The 14,830-nt window shown below is 67.6% G+C and carries 11 protein-coding genes; 8 read left to right on the top strand and 3 right to left on the bottom strand.

Annotated features, from left to right (window positions below; all coding sequences use genetic code 11):
• From ltrA to ABGB16_RS22035, 4 genes are all read left to right on the top strand, one after another.
• Positions 1 to 1,565, top strand: a 1,565-nt coding sequence (gene ltrA / locus ABGB16_RS22020) for a group II intron reverse transcriptase/maturase (protein WP_347669985.1), incomplete at its 5' end; no start/stop codon positions are given.
• 32 nt (positions 1,566 to 1,597) lie between these two features.
• A complete protein-coding gene (locus ABGB16_RS22025; RefSeq protein WP_347669986.1) occupies positions 1,598 to 2,116 on the top strand; it encodes a group II intron maturase-specific domain-containing protein in 519 nt (172 codons plus the stop codon).
• Positions 2,117 to 2,396: 280 nt separating this feature from the next.
• Entirely contained in the window at positions 2,397 to 3,458 is a 1,062-nt protein-coding gene (locus tag ABGB16_RS22030) for a hypothetical protein (protein WP_347669987.1), read from the top strand.
• A gap of 1,114 nt (positions 3,459 to 4,572) precedes the next feature.
• Positions 4,573 to 5,739 (top strand): site-specific integrase, encoded by a 1,167-nt coding sequence (locus ABGB16_RS22035; RefSeq protein WP_347669988.1) that lies wholly within the window; start codon positions 4,573 to 4,575, stop codon positions 5,737 to 5,739.
• A gap of 11 nt (positions 5,740 to 5,750) precedes the next feature.
• On the opposite strand, the gene ABGB16_RS22040 is transcribed toward ABGB16_RS22035, so the two are convergent.
• Positions 5,751 to 6,305 (bottom strand): AAA family ATPase, encoded by a 555-nt coding sequence (locus ABGB16_RS22040; protein WP_347669989.1) that lies wholly within the window; start codon positions 6,303 to 6,305, stop codon positions 5,751 to 5,753.
• A gap of 1,166 nt (positions 6,306 to 7,471) precedes the next feature.
• On the opposite strand from ABGB16_RS22040, the gene ABGB16_RS22045 reads away from it, so the two are divergent.
• Genes ABGB16_RS22045 through ABGB16_RS22060 form a run of 4 tightly spaced genes read left to right on the top strand, consistent with a single transcriptional unit; the run spans position 7,472 to position 11,844 of the window.
• Positions 7,472 to 9,304 carry an acyl-CoA dehydrogenase gene (locus tag ABGB16_RS22045; protein ID WP_347669990.1) on the top strand — a complete coding sequence of 611 codons (1,833 nt, stop codon included), beginning with the start codon at positions 7,472 to 7,474 and terminating at the stop codon, positions 9,302 to 9,304.
• Positions 9,294 to 10,331, top strand: a complete 1,038-nt coding sequence (locus ABGB16_RS22050; protein WP_347669991.1) for a beta-ketoacyl-ACP synthase III — start codon at positions 9,294 to 9,296, stop codon at positions 10,329 to 10,331. Before ABGB16_RS22045 ends, ABGB16_RS22050 begins: the two co-directional genes overlap by 11 nt.
• Before the next feature lie 2 nt (positions 10,332 to 10,333).
• On the top strand, positions 10,334 to 10,564 hold the full coding sequence (locus ABGB16_RS22055) for a phosphopantetheine-binding protein (protein WP_347669992.1): 231 nt from the start codon (positions 10,334 to 10,336) through the stop codon (positions 10,562 to 10,564).
• The gene (locus tag ABGB16_RS22060) at positions 10,564 to 11,844 is read left to right on the top strand and encodes a beta-ketoacyl-[acyl-carrier-protein] synthase family protein (RefSeq protein ID WP_347669993.1); all 1,281 of its coding nucleotides are present in this window, start codon (positions 10,564 to 10,566) and stop codon (positions 11,842 to 11,844) included. Before ABGB16_RS22055 ends, ABGB16_RS22060 begins: the two co-directional genes overlap by 1 nt.
• Before the next feature lie 760 nt (positions 11,845 to 12,604).
• Here the strand turns inward: ABGB16_RS22060 and ABGB16_RS22065 are convergent.
• Together ABGB16_RS22065 and ABGB16_RS22070 are read right to left on the bottom strand one after the other, a co-directional pair.
• Positions 12,605 to 12,868, bottom strand: coding sequence for a hypothetical protein (locus ABGB16_RS22065; RefSeq protein WP_347669994.1), 264 nt, complete (start codon positions 12,866 to 12,868; stop codon positions 12,605 to 12,607).
• On the bottom strand, positions 12,865 to 14,139 hold the full coding sequence (locus tag ABGB16_RS22070) for an MFS transporter (RefSeq protein WP_347669995.1): 1,275 nt from the start codon (positions 14,137 to 14,139) through the stop codon (positions 12,865 to 12,867). Before ABGB16_RS22070 ends, ABGB16_RS22065 begins: the two co-directional genes overlap by 4 nt.
• Between the last annotated feature and the right edge of the window lie 691 nt (positions 14,140 to 14,830).

The raw sequence follows: 14,830 nt of genomic DNA on the forward strand, positions 1-14,830 counted from the left end.
GTGGCCGGAGTCATCATCACCTCGGTCAGCTACCGGGCCTTCATCGACCAGCCGAACGGGCACACGCCAATCTCGTGGCTCCTGGTCATCCTCGGCGGACCGGCACTGTTCCTCGCCGGCCGCGCCCCTCGCCGCTCAAGGCCCTGCCGGTCAAGCGGGTCTTCATTCCCAAGGCGAACGGGAAACAACGCCCTCTGGGGATTCCGGTGCTGGCGGACCGCGTGCAGCAGGCACGGGTGAAGAACGCGCTGGAACCCGAGTGGGAGGCCCGGTTCGAGCCGAGATCCTATGGTTTCAGGCCCGGCCGGGGTTGCCACGACGCGATAGAGGCCATCTTCAAGACGCTGTGCGGCAACCGCAGCCAGCGCCGATGGATCCTGGACGCGGACCTGGCCGGAGCGTTCGATCGGATCGACCACGAGCACCTTCTCGACAGCCTCGGCACCTTCCCCGGGCGGAGCATGGTCCGGGCCTGGCTGAAGGCCGGCGTGATCGAGGCCGGCAAGTTCACGCCGACCGACGAGGGAACTCCTCAAGGCGGCGTGATCAGCCCCGTGTTGTTGAACGTGGCCCTCCACGGAATGGAGAAAGCGGCAGGGGTCTGCTACCGGCCCAGCGCCCGTAGTGACGCTGAGACGGTCAAGGGATGCCCTGTGCTGGTCAGATACGCCGACGATTACGTGGCGATGTGCCACAGCCGTGAGCAGGCCGAACAAGTCAAGGCTGACCTCACGGCGTGGCTGAAGCCGAGAGGACTCCGCTTCAACGAGGACAAGACACGCATCGTCCACGTCGAGGACGGATTCTCGTTCCTGGGCTTCGACATCCGCCGCCGCGGCGATCGGCAGGGCAGCGGAAAGCTGCTCATCACCCCCAGCAAGGAGTCGGTCAAGCGGCTTCGGAAGCGGCTGTCCGCCGAGGTGCGTTCCATGCACGGCGCGAACGCGGCCGCGGTGGTGTTCCGGCTCAACCCGGTCATCCGGGGATGGTCGGCCTACTACCGGAGCGTGGTCTCCGGCCGGGTCTTCACCGGCCTGGACCACCACGTCTGGCACCTCACCTACCGGTGGGCCAGACGCTCGCACCCGAACAAGTCGAGGGGCTGGGTCGCGACCCGCTACTTCGGCAAGTTCCACAAGTCCCGGCAAGACCGGTGGGTGTTCGGCGACCGCGACAGCGGCGCCTACCTCACCAAGTTCGCCTGGACGAAGATCGTCCGACACGTCCCGGTCCATGGCGGAGCCTCTCCGGATGACCCCGCCCTGACCGGCTACTGGGCCGATCGGCGACGCAAGAAGAAGGCCCCGCCCGTGGACGAGCACACCGCCCGGCTTCTACGAGACCAGGGCGGACGCTGTCCTGCCTGCGGGGAACTTCTTCTGCATGCCGAGCACGAACCACGCAGCCCGCGCGAGTGGGAACAATGGTTCATGACCGTCCGACGAGGGCTGGCCAAACAGCACATCGTCGAACAGGTCGACGGCCAAGACCGGACGATCTACCGACTCCTCCACGCACAATGCCGACGGCGGAACCTCGCCGGAGCGGCGGTGCACCAGCCATGACGCCGACGTGGAATCCTCGCTGCCCTCGGGGCTTGCCTGAGCCGTGGTGCCTGGAAATCGGGCATGCCCGGTTCTGGGGGGGGCCGCCGCAGCAATGCGGCGGTCCTACCCGACGCTTCCACATCCAGTGGCAGCGCAAGCGAGGCTCGAACCGCTGGTACGTGTACACGTTCATCGCCGACCGGCCGATCCGGTCATTGAAGGCGAAGATCCGAGCACTGACCCGCAGGACATCACAGCAGGACCTGAGAACCGTGCTGACCAGGCTCAACCAGGTCACGCACGGCTGGGCCAACTACTTCCGGCACGCCGTCGCCAAGCACACCTTCCACACCATGGACCGGTTCGCCTGGCAACGGCTGATCACGATGCTCATGCACCGACACCGCTGGAACTGGAAGGCCGTCCGCAAACAGTTCACCACGCCGACCGGCAGGTGGCTGCCCATCACCGCGGACGGGACCGAGCACCAGCCGATCGCGGCCACCCCGGTGACCCGCTACCGGCAACGCACGATCCCCAACCCCTGGCCCACACCCGACAACGCCTGACGAACAGCAACCGCGGAGAGCCCGTTGCGCGGAGACGCGCACGGCGGGTTCGGCGAGCGGCCTGGAGAAACGGACCAGCGGCAACGCGCCACCGCGCTCCAGGCCGACTCAACTAGCCCCCGTCAGCTGAGGCCCCGGAATCCGAACCAGTCCCTGCACGTCCGGATCAGTTTCCCGACGTCCGAGCAGCCACCGAGCAGCCGCGCCCGAGACCCAACCTGGCAAGGCAGACCCCGGTACTGGCGACGTAGCCGCTGCTGGCATCGATACCATCGCGGCCGTGGCGATGAACCGGATGAACCGGACGGAGTTCTTCGACAAGTTGGCCGGGCTTGACGAGCAGCAGCTGAAGACCGCGCTGTGGAACCTGTACTGGCGCGGTACAGCGGCGGTGCGGGAGCGGATCGAGTCGCAGCTGCACCCCAGCTCGGCCGGCCAGCCCAGACGTCCGGCCGCTACGCCGGTGGACCCGAGGTCGGTACGGGACGAGGTGATCCAGTTCGTCACGCTGGCTCGCAGTGGCGCATACATCGCCGGTGACCGGCGGGTATCGCCCAGGCACCGCACCCGTTGGCGCTCCGAGTTCGCGCGCCTGGCCGCCGAGGCGCGCAAGGCGCTGCGCGCGCCTGAGCCCGACCCGGCGGCCGAGGCGCTGGAACAGCTCATCGACCTGGCCCGCGAGACCCGGGACTACGACTACTTCCGCTCTGAGGATCCCATGGAGGCGGCCCGATTCGTGGTGTCGGAGGCCGCAGCCCTGCTATGGGGTCACCGCCGGGACCGGTACGGCTTCACCGCCTTCGCCGCGTCCGCTGCCCCGCAGTTGGTGCGATGGGAGTCACGCTACGGGTGGACCCGCCGCGGGTACGGGCAGATCAGCCAGAAGGAAACCTCGCTGGCCGCGGTGCTGAACGGGATGCTCACCGTGCCGGATGTGTGGGTGACGTTCGCCGGGCACTACCTCGACGCGCTGGACCGCACCGTCGCCGGCGACAACGGCCGCGACCAGCCGTGGCGGTCGGGTGATCACGTACGTGCCCAGCGCACCGCAGACCTCGCCGAATGGCACGCCATGCTCCTGCGGCGGCTGGCTGATACCGAGGCGGAGGACCTACTCGACCGACTGATCGAGCATCGCCTGCTGGGCGGCCCCGAACTGGACTTCCTACGGGCCCGCCTGGCCCACCAACGAGGCGACGCCGCCGCGGCTGGCGCATTCATAACAGCCGCCCTCGACAGACTGCCCGGCCATCAGGAAATGCTGGACTTCGCGGTAAACATCAACACGCCGCTACCGGCCCGCGCCCAGAAGATCCTCAAGGGGCGCTCCTACCGAACGTAGCGCCTCCGATCCCACCACCCGCGTGTCACCTGCGTGGCACCGACCAGCTAGTTGGGCAGTGAAGAAGGGAGGCCCGACCTACGTCCCCGCAGGTCAGGCTCTTGTAATCTTGCGCGCCCGGAAGGACTCGAACCCCCAACCTCTAATCCGTAGGGGGAAGCTCCAGCCGGCGTTGACTGGGCAGCACGAGTCGTCGCCCACTGCACTGCAGCCAGGCCGTTGACGATCACCAGATTCTCGACCCCGCCGGCAGCAGCGAGGCATCGTTGTCCTCGATCACCGCCATCAGCGTCCGAGCGCTGATGCTCACCGTGCCAGCAAACCCGGCATGCTGATGCGAGCAGGAAATCGTGATCTACGGCAGCAGCAGCCCGCGGTGATCGGCCGCAATGCGCCCCGCCATCAGATACGCCACCACCGTGTCGGTGATCAGCGGAAGATACTCGCCGTGCCGCTCGAAGCTGCCCACCTGCAACCAGCGGTACGTGCAGCGCGGACACGTTCGTCCGCAGCGGTCGCCCTCGGAAGCAGAGAATGCCACCCGAACAGTGGGTCATGGGCGCGCCCCCCTTGGCCGACCGGGCGGCTGGCGGCTGCGCGGATGACACGAACTGCGCGTGCGGCAACCGGGCAAGTGCGACGGTCGCCCTCAAGGGCAGCCCCGATCCTTGCCGCTTGCGCGCGAACCCTTCCGATGTCGAGACAATTCGGCATATACCTTCAACATTACCCCAAATGAGACGCTCACTGGTCATCGCGCCGGCAGGGTGTGCCTACACCGAACCGGAAAGGACGAAGGAAATGAAGAGTCAGGGCGTGCTCGCGAAGCGGTGGTTGCCTGAGTCCGGCAACCCATCGTCCGCTGGGCAAGGCGTGCTCGAAGCTGTCGGAGCGCGATCATGGAAGCTGGTACTTCCACTGCTCGACGAGGAACCGGTTGGGTCAGGTCGAACGCGTACGCCGGGGTGGTTACCCGTCGGAGGAAGCGGCCCGCCGGGCACGCGATGACCTGCTGGCGCTGTCGCGGGAGGAACAGGCTGGCCGGTCGTGGACCGTCGCCCGATGGTTGCGGTACTGGTTGTCGACCAGGACGCGGATCCGTCCGACGACGAGGATGCACTACACGCGTGATGTCGAGCAGGTCCGGGTTCCGCACATCGGGCAGCTGATCCTGGGTGATCTGACCGCGCGGCAGCTCAACAAGGCGTTCGCGCGGATCGCCGTGACCCGCAACCGGTCCGGGCAGCCGCAGACGGCCTATACGTTGCAGCACGTCCACACCACGCTGCGGGCGGCGTTGAACGCCGCGAACCGGGAGAGGCTGATCGTGGACAACCCGGCCCGGCGGGTGGCACTGCTCGCCCGGGAGCGGCCCCACGCGGTGGTGTGGACCGAGGCCCGGGTCGCCGAGTGGGAGGCCACTGGCGAGCGCCCACCGGTCGCGGTGTGGACGCCGGCGCAGCTCGCCAGCTTCCTGGACCACGTCCGCGGCGACACCATGTTCGCGCTGTGGTGGCTGATTGCCCTCCGCGGGCTGCGGCGCGGCGAGGCGGCCAGGCTGCGATGGGCCGACGTCGACCTGCACGAGGGACAGTTGTCGGTGGTCCGGCAGCGGACCACGGCCGGATACGACGTGCACGAGGGCCCACCCAAGTCGGCGGCCAGCCGCCGCACCGTCGCGCTCGACAGGCGCACCGTGCAGGTGTTGAGGCAACATCGGACCCGGCAGCAGGAACGGCGCACCAGACGCGTCGGCGCGGGCAAGGTGTGTCACGACAGCGGCTACGTGTTCACCGGCCCCGACGGGCTACCGCTGCACCCTGGTTACCTCACCCAGCGCCTGCGGGTCCTGGTCGACCGGGCCGGACTACCACCAATCCGACTACACGACCTGCGGCACGGCGCCGCCACGCTGGCGCACGCTGCGGGCGCGGACATGAAGACCATCCAAGACCAGCTCGGGCACGCGAACATCCGCCTCACCGCCGACGTCTACACCACGGTCCTGCCGGCAACCGCGCGGGCGGCAGCCGAAGCCACAGCCTCGTTCCTCGTCGCTGCTGCCAAGCCGGGCGCGAAGGTCAAACAGCAGATAGCTCACGGCCGTGATCCTGGTCAAGCGCGCCCGACTGCGAACTCCGAACCACGCAGAGCGGAGGCCTGTAGGCCGCGGAGGGTCAGGCAACGAACCAAGATGTCACGGTGTGGCACCTACAGAAAGACTGTCGGCGGCCAGCTGGAATTCCCCGTGGACGGCCAGTTCCGAAACTACGGAGGGTAACGATGGGTGGCTCATCGCCCGGCGTTCACGGAGGCAACGATCTCGTCGAGTCCGGGACGGTAGCCGTCGCTGGTGTCCACCTCGATCTCGGGCACGTCGAGCCGGACGGGCTGGAAGCCGTGGTGGCCGACGGCATGGGTCTGATGGTCGCCGAGGTACGCGTCGGCGTGGGCACGCCGGGTCGCGGTTTCGTCCTGCCGTCGCTGGACGCGGTCGAAGGCCGTCTGCGCGGGGACCTGGCATTGCACGACCCGAATGTCGGCGATCCCGATCAATGGCTGCAGGCCGGGGCTCCACAGGCGGTCCTGGAAGGCCGCCTCGGCGACCGTGGTGACACCTGCGGTGACCAGCAGGTGAAGCACCTTGAAGAACGTGGGCAGGGTCCGAAGGCTCAGCTCGTCGCTCGGTGCGGCGATGAAGTCGCCGGCCGCGTGAACCATGCCCTCCTTGATCTCGTCCCGGCAGATCGCCGGGCAACCGATTCTCTGGGCGAGCAGGTGGGCGAGTGTCGTCTTGCCAGCCCCCGATGGTCCGCTGATGACGACAAGGGTCGGCGTTGTTCCCATCACGTCGTTATAGCTCGGCCAGATGCACGGGCACAGCACCGGGAGGGATCAGCGCTGAGTAGTCATCTACGGCCAGATACCTCCCCGCTACGTGGCCGCCAGCGGGGAATCTCAACTGGCCACCAACAAAAGACCAAGATCACCTAAAAGCTCGGTGTGCGGCCAGTCCCACACCCGCTCGTCCTAGGGGTGATGTGCGCCTCCGGCCACGGGTCACCTGGGGAGACGGATCGCGTTTCGTCTCCCCAGGAGGGGGCTATCGCACTTCGGGACGACGTGTTGGACGGCGCGCTGGATGAGGATGTAGAAGCCGTCTGGCGTCATTCACGATGAGTATGTATATGTAATCCGGGCCCGTGGGCCTCCGCGCGCGTCGTCAGCGTGAGCACGAGCGCGGTCTGCAGCCAGGCGGTCTTCCCAAGCAGAGTCGCCGCGTTGTCCTCATGACCAGCAGATGAAGTACTCGCCGGTGAAGTAGTACTGGCCGGCGCGCGCATGACAAAGCACTACTAGCGACCAAAGATCGCTAGGCGGTGGCGCGCGGCCACCGCAGATCCGAAGTCGTGTCCATCATGCACGGACGGATCGGGCGCGTCCCCCTTTTGGCGACAAGAGTCCTCCAAACTGGGGATGCGGAGCAAAATCGACCGTGGCTACTGTCTCGTCCATGCGCCGCCCCCTCCGTGCGCGAGCCCTAGCACCACCCCGCACCGCCGGTGCACCGCTCCGTTATCCGTTCCAGTTTCTGATCGACCCAGGCCATGACCACCGTGTACTAACGTCGTCTGGTGTCTCCACCCGGCCCGCTGCCGCAACCCGTTGGCCCGCCGCACGGCGACGTCCCTCATCGGGGCAGCCACACGCGTCAGGGCGGACTAGTCCCCAGCCGGTTCGCGAACCGCGAACTCGTATTGGTCCATCCTATAGGGACGCCCCAGTGCCATAGGCCTGAAATCAATGTCGCAGCCGGCTAATCGCGCGTGTGATGCCCCTGCGCCAGCTTTGGCGCTGCCGGCCCGGCTCGCGAACTCTAACCACAGAAGCACAACGCCACCGTGCACTTCTCCGGCTCGCGGTAGAGGCTGTCCTGGCATGCCAAGCGGCTGCCTCGACAACAGCCCACAGTAAAGTCGCATAGCCGGGAAGCACCAAGCTGAGGAAACACCTTGTTTCGGTCACTTGAAGACGGACTACGTGACGCCCTCTACGAGGGACGCTACGAAAAGCTTCACGGCCCGCTCTGCAAACTCTTCCACGACGACATCCTTCGCCGCAGCGACGGGCTGACCACGGCGCAACAGTGTCAGATCACCTACGACCGCCTGCGATTCCTCAACACTCACACCGGACCTGGCAGGGCGCTGGTCCAAGACCCTGCCCGGCTGTTGGCGGTGACCGAGTGGAGTGGCATCGTCGATGGCAGCTTACTCGCGTTGGGAAGCATTCACTACAACCTTTGCATCGGCACCATGCTCGACGCCGGGGATGGCCGGCCCGAACTCGACGGATACCTCACCGAGCTGGACAACATGAGCTCGACGGGCGTCTTCCTCGCCACCGAACTAGGCTATGGCAACAACGTTGCGGCGCTGGAAACCAAGGCGGTGTACGACCGCGACACCGAGGAGTTCGTCATCCACACCCCGAGCCCACAGGCCCGGAAATTCATGCCCAACACCGCACACCCGGGCGTACCGAAAATTGCGGTAGTGATGGCGCAGTTGATTGTGGACGGACACAACCACGGAGTCTTCCCCTTCATAGTACGAATCCGCGACGTGGACGGACCGCGCCCGGGCATCACGATCTTTCCGCTACCGGAGAAGTCCGGATGGTCGCTGGACAACGCAATCACCTCCTTCGACCAGGTGCGCGTTCCCCGCGCCAACCTGCTCGCCGGACCGCACGGCGAGTTCACCGCGGGCGGCACCTTCACCAGCACGCTCGCTCTACGCCGCAGTCGTTTCCTGAGCTCCATGCGACGCGTGGGGTTTGGCAAGCTCATGTTGTCCGCGGCCAACGTCGCCATGGCCCGGGCCAGCACCTATATCGCGCTCCGGTACGCGCACCAGCGAATGACGTTCGGCGCCTCCGGGGAAACCGTGCCGGTCATCGCCTACCGGACGCACAAAGCTAGCCTGTTCGGCGCCCTGGCGCTCACCTACGCGATGACCTTTCTTGTCAATTACGCCAAGCACGCCTGGCTAGGGCGCGCCGACGACCTCGACCCCGAGATCGAGCGGATCCTGACCGCAACCAAGGCACTCTGCACCTGGGGCGCTGCCGACGTCTTCCGGGAGTGCCGGGAACGGTGCGGGGCCCAAGGACTATTCGCGGCCAACCGGGTCGCCGACTACATCATCACGAATCAAGGCGCCGTCACCGCCGAAGGTGACAACCAGGTCATCCTGCTCAAAGCGGCGCAAGAAATGACCCGAGGCAGGTCCTACCAGCCCCCGCCGATCAGCTCACTGCCTCCGCAGGGCCGGCAATTGGACGACCTTGACTGGCTGTTGTCGTTGTTTGAGCAACGCGAGGCGTTGCTGCACCGCGAACTGAACCGCCGCACCCGGCACCAGCGCGACAAGTCCCGCACCCGCTTCGAGGTCGCTAACGACTCGGCCAACCTGGCGCTGCGGCTAGGACGCGCCTACGGCGGTCGTCTGGCGCTACGGGAATTCTGCGCCGCGATCGAACGGACGTCAGACCCCGCGGCACAGTACGCCCTGGCTTTGCTCGCTCGGCTGTACGCGGTGCAGGAACTCGGTCGGGACTCTGGCTGGTTCCTCGCCGAAGGCCTGATCACCGCAGACCACGTCCGGCAGATCCCGGACTTCGTCGACGCGTTGTGCGCCGACGTCACTCCGCACTCAGCCGCCATGGTGGAGGCCTTCGGCATACCGAACAGCATGCTGCAGGCGCCCATCGCGGCATCAGACTACGTCGCCTACTACGAGGACAGGCTCAGCCAGTACGGAGGTGTCCCTCATGTCCGTTGAGGAAGTATTCAACCCAGCCGAAAGCCGCGCGGCGGTGGTGTGCGGTGCGGGCGCGGCGGTGCCGCTGCACGTCGAGACCAATGACGACCTGGCGCGCCGGATGGACACCTCCGACGAGTGGATCCGGCGGCGAACAGGAATCGGGCAGCGGCACATCATCAAGCCGGGCGAAGCGACGTCTGATCTGGCCGTCGAGGCGGGACGGCTGGCCATGGAGTCAGCGGGTCTGAACGAAGTCGGCTCAGTCGTCGTCGCCACCACCACACCCGACCGCGTTTGTCCGTCCACCGCCCCCGAAGTCGCATCACGCCTCGGCCTCACCGGCGTCGCCGCGTTCGACGTCAACGCCGTCTGCAGCGGCTTTTTGTACGGGCTTGCCACCGGGGCGGGCCTGATCGCCGCTGGCGTTTCCGGCAGCGTCCTCATGATCGGCGCCGACACCTTTTCGACCATTGTCGATCCGCTCGACCGGTCAACTGCGCCGATCTTCGGCGACGGCGCGGGCGCGTTCGTGCTGCGGCGCGGCAGGTCGAGCGAGCCCGGGGCCCTCGGCCCGTTCGACCTGGGCAGCGACGGCCACAACAGCGACCTCGCGGCGGTCCCGGCCGGCGGATCACGACAAAAGGCGGCGGAAAAGCCCGGAGACAATTTCCTCTCGATGGCGGGTAAGGACATGTACCGCCACGCCGTGGATCGGATGACCTCCTCCGCCCTGCTGGCGCTGCGGCGCGCTGGTTGGACACCGGCCGACGTCGACCGGGTAGTCCCCCACCAGGCCAATATCCGCATTATTAAGGCCGTCGCCAAGCACCTCGCCGTGCCCATGGACCACGTGATTGTCAACATCGACCGACTCGGCAACACGGCGGCCGCCTCGATCCCGATCGCCATCGCCGACGCCATGGCCAAAGGCACCATTCAACCCGGTCATCGCGTGCTGGTCACCGGATTCGGCGGTGGCCTGACCTGGGGATCAACCACGCTGGTCTGGCCACAGATCAGCCTTCGCAACAGTTACGGGAGGTAGTAATGCTCGACACGATTCGCAATCTGCTTGTGGAGCAGTTCGAGGCCCAGCCGACGGACGTCCACCCGGATGCCGAGCTTGAGGACCTGCTGCAGGACTCGCTCGACATGGTGGAGTTCGGGGCTGCACTCGGCGAGGCCCTGAATGTCCACCTGAGCGACGAGGAAATGAGTGAGCTGACCACTGTGGGCGATCTGCTGCGACGGATCGAGAGCAAGGGCACAAGCGCCTAATGTCCAGCCGCACCGTGGCGGTCACTGGCCTTGGCTTGGTCACTCCCGCCGGTATCGGAGTCGGTGAGAACTGGCAGCGCATCTGCGGCGGCCGCTCCGCGGCAGCACGCGATCCCGAACTCGCCAGCCTTCCCGTCGATATCAGCTGCCGGGTGCCGGGTTTCGAGCCGGTGGCGAGGCTCGGCGCCACCCACGCACGCCGGCTGGACCGGCACGTGCAGTTCGCCCTCGTCGCGGCGGCCGAGGCGCTGGTGGACGCCGGCCTCGATCATGAAACGTGGGATGGTGCCCGAGTGGCCGTCGTAATGGGTACTGGAGCCGGCGGTCCCGGCTCCAGTTACACCCAGCACCAACGGCTGATCGATCACGGTTCCGCCAAGGTGTCAGCGCACGCCCTGCCAATGCTGCTTCCCAACATGGTGGCGGGCCAGCTCGCGATCGACTTCCATGCCACCGGCCCGAATCTGGTCACGTGCACGGCTTGCGCCGCCGGCACCACCGCAATCGGGATGGCGCGGTACTTGCTACTGTCCGGCGCGTGCGACGTCGCCGTCACCGGTGGTGCCGAAGCTGCGGTCAACCCCCTGTTCATGGCGGGCTTCGCGCGGTTGGGCGCGCTGTCCCGCAGGCTCGACGAGCCGGCGCGAGCGTCGCGTCCGTTCGACGCCGCCCGTGACGGATTCGTCGCCGGTGAAGGTGCCGCAGTGCTCGTGATGGAACGTGTGGACGATGCGCACGCACGCCGAGCGGGCGTCCATGGCTACCTGGCCGGATATGGAGCCTCCGCCGACGCCCACCACGTGACCGCGCCAGAGCCGGACGGGCGGGGAACCGAGCAGGCGATGCGCGCTGCGCTGGCTGACGCCGGTGCAGAGCCCGGTGACGTCGGACATGTCAACGCACACGGCACCAGCACCCCACTCAACGACCTCACGGAGGCCCTGGCGCTCTGGCGAATCTTCGGTGACGGCGTCGTCGTCACCTCCACGAAGGGTGTGACCGGGCACATGCTCGGCGCGACGGGGGCGGTCGAGGCTGTCTACACGTTGCTGGCTTTGAAGAACCAGTGTGTTCCTCCGACGGCGAACGTGGAAAAGCTGGATCCGGATATTCCGGTGGAAATCGCGACGGGCGCGGTCCAGTTGCGGCCCATGAGCCTCGCCATCAACAACTCCTGCGGGTTCGGCGGCCAGAACGCCGCTTTGCTGTTCAGCCGCGACGCTGGTTCTTCTCCTTCCTCGCCGCGTTCTCTGAGTACGCCAAGGGAGACCGCCGGATGATCTTGCTGGACGAGCCCTGCAGCCAAGGCGCAGCGCGATCTGCTTCGCTACATCTATGAGCGGCTGTCCACTGGCCACCAGGGGGTCTGTTGCGTTGGGCGAAAGCATGATCGACTCCGGCTTGCCGGGTGTGGTCTGCCGGAACCTGTCAAGTCCAGCGAGACAGCTAGTTGATTTTGGTTAGCTTGCTGGTAGGCGGGTGGTTCGGCTGACCTGGTGAAAGTGTTGGTCGGTGGCCTGGTTGTCGGGTTTGTTGATCCATGCCTGTTCGGGAACCCGGGGTGCGACGGGTCGGCGGCTGCCGAATCGGTGCGGGTGTGCGGCTCGGGCGGCGTCGAGGGTGCGTTGCCGCTGCTCACGGATCTGCTCGGCGGTGCCGTGATGGACCGATGCCGGGGCGTGCAGGGCGATGCCGGAGTGCCGGTTGAGTCGGCCTGGAGCGCGGTGCTGGTGTTGCCACCAGCCCGTTTCTCCAGGCCGCTCGCCGAACCCGCCGTGCGCCTCTCAACGCAACGGGCTCTCCACAAGTCCCGTGGTGGTCGTGTGGTCTGTCCTCATCCGGTCGCCGTCCAGGGGGTTGGGATGGCTGTTCCCCGGTAGCGGTAGCGCGTGGTGCGTACCTTTGCTGGATCGAACAGTTCCCGTTCCTGGCCGTGTGGCCACCACCGTCCGTCGCAGTAGCGGCGGCGGAGGTCCTTCCAGTTGGTCTTGGGGTGCTTGCGGCGCAGCCATCCGATGACCCGTGCCCAGGTGTAGTGGCTCAGGTAGTGGAAGGCGGCGTGCGAGACCCCGGGCCGGAAGTATGCGCACCAGCCCCGCAGTTGCCGGTTGAGTTGAGCAGCAGGGCGTCGAGCGGCTGGTTGATGTCCAGTTCCCGGCACCACGTGCGCACCTTGTCCATCGCGGCCTTGACGGCCTTGCGCGAGTGATAGGTGTAAATGTAGTGCCGGTCGGTTCCTCGCTTGCGGTGGCGCTGGATGTGCCATCCGAGGAAGACGAGGCCGTCGTCGATGTGGGTGATCAATGTCTTCTCCTCCGACAGGCGTAAGCCCATCGGTGCCAGCACCTCGGCGACGTCGCCGCGTATCTGCTCGGCGTGTTCCCGGGGCCGGGTGTGCTATCTCGGAGCAGCCATGAACAGTCAGCCGAGTACAGTAAGGCGTCGGTGCGCAGCCGACACCAGGCCGCCGCAGCTGCTCCAGCGGGCAGGATGGCGGCGGTCGCCAGCGCGGCGGTTGGCTGCCAGGGCTGCCACAGTGCCGCGCATAGCACGGTGCCGCTGCCGCCGCCGATGAAGATGGCGAGGGTGAGCAGGCCGATGGCGCCGCCGCGGGCGCCGGCTCCGGCGCGGGTGGTGGTTTCGGCGCGGGTGGTGGTTTCGGCGGTGAGCAGCGTCTGCGCGATGGCCGAGGCGGTGAACGCCGCGGTGGTGGCCACCGCGACCGCCCAGGGTTGAGGATCGAGCGCGGTGTAGCACAGTGCGGCGGCGAGCAGCAGGCTCACAGCGGCCAGCACATGGCGGGCGGCCACGCGGCGCACGGCGCGGCCGGCAGCCCGGGCCAGCACCGCGGCGATCACGGCACCGGGTAGCAGGAGCACACCGATCTCCGTCGTGCTGTAGCCCTGCCGGGTCAGCAGGTGCGGGGCTGCGTAGAGGACGGCGAACAGGCCCGCGTACACGCCCGCTCCAGCGGTTGCGGCGCGTCGGAACCAGGCAGTGGACAGAATCCCGCGCGGGAGGAACCCGCCGCGGCGCGCTCGGGTGCGCGCGGCCAGGCCGAGGGCGGCGGCTGTCGTGATGGCGGCGACGCTCGCGGTGGTGAGCGCACCGGTCTGCTGGGCAGCGGTCTGCGCGGTCAGCAGCAGTCCTGCGGCGATGGCCGCGAGGAGTCCCGCACCAGGCCAGTCCACCCGTTCCCGTCGTGGCAGACAGACGGTGAGCGGCCAGCACAGGGGAATAACGGCGATGGACAGCACGGGTAGGACCAGCGCCGCCCGCCACGACCAGTGCGTCGCCGCCGCGCCTGCCAGCGGCGCGGTGGCGGAGAACCCGGCGAGGCAGGCGCCGAAGGCGGCCAGCGCGGCTGGGCGGCGGGCGGCGGGCAGCCGGGCGGTGCCGGCGAGCGCGGTGGCGGTGACCGCCCCGGAGCCCACCGCCAGCAGGACGCGGCCGGTGACCACAGCGGCCAGAGTGGGCGCGAGGGAGCAAACCAGGGCACCGCACGTCAGCAGGGTCGCGGCGATGAGGAGGACCGGGCGGCTGCCTCCTCGGCGACGACGAACCCGAACCGGCAAGCCGCGAGGTGCGGATCATGGCCAGGTCCTTCGAGAAGCTCAACCCCAGATCGAGGAAGAGCCTCGCCCGGGTCATCGACGAGTTCCTGCACCTCGAAGAAGCCGCACGCGAAAGCGGACCCAACGCCTCACACCCAGGCGAGTAAGCCCGCGCCCCGCCCAACACTCCGCCGCAAGACCAGGCCTGTCGCCACCCGCCACCGCACAGGCCCGACCCGCCGCTCGGCCGGGACCTGGCACAACACCTCACTCCGAAGGAGCGCGAGCTACCTGAGCAGGTGGACCCGGACGAGCACGCCGGGCTGCTCGCCATCCTGCGTCTCGATCCGGCCGATCTCGCCGACGCGGCGTCCCGGTGAGGGTCGCTCTGCCCGGACTGTTCCCCAGGCGCACACCTCGCACCGCGGGCCCGTGCTTTGGCGGAATGGAGCCCAATCCGCTGCAGCGGGTTGGCAGATCGCCGAAAATCCAAGGTGAAGAGGCACCAGAGTCAAGCCGACGCAGGGCCGACCAGAGAGGGAGCGCACCGTGACGTCGGGATCGGTGAGTCAACGGACCAAGGGCCTGCTCAACAGCCCCGGAGGGCGTGGCCTGATGTGGCGTGGCCCGCCACGGCGCGGCCATGCCCGGCATTCAGCGGAGGCTTCAACAGCTCAGGGCCCGCCTGACCCGCTGGTCGAGCCGCCGCCGC

Origin of the sequence: Micromonospora sp. B11E3 (genome assembly GCF_039871625.1) — a bacterium.
Lineage (GTDB): Bacteria > Actinomycetota > Actinomycetes > Mycobacteriales > Micromonosporaceae > Micromonospora.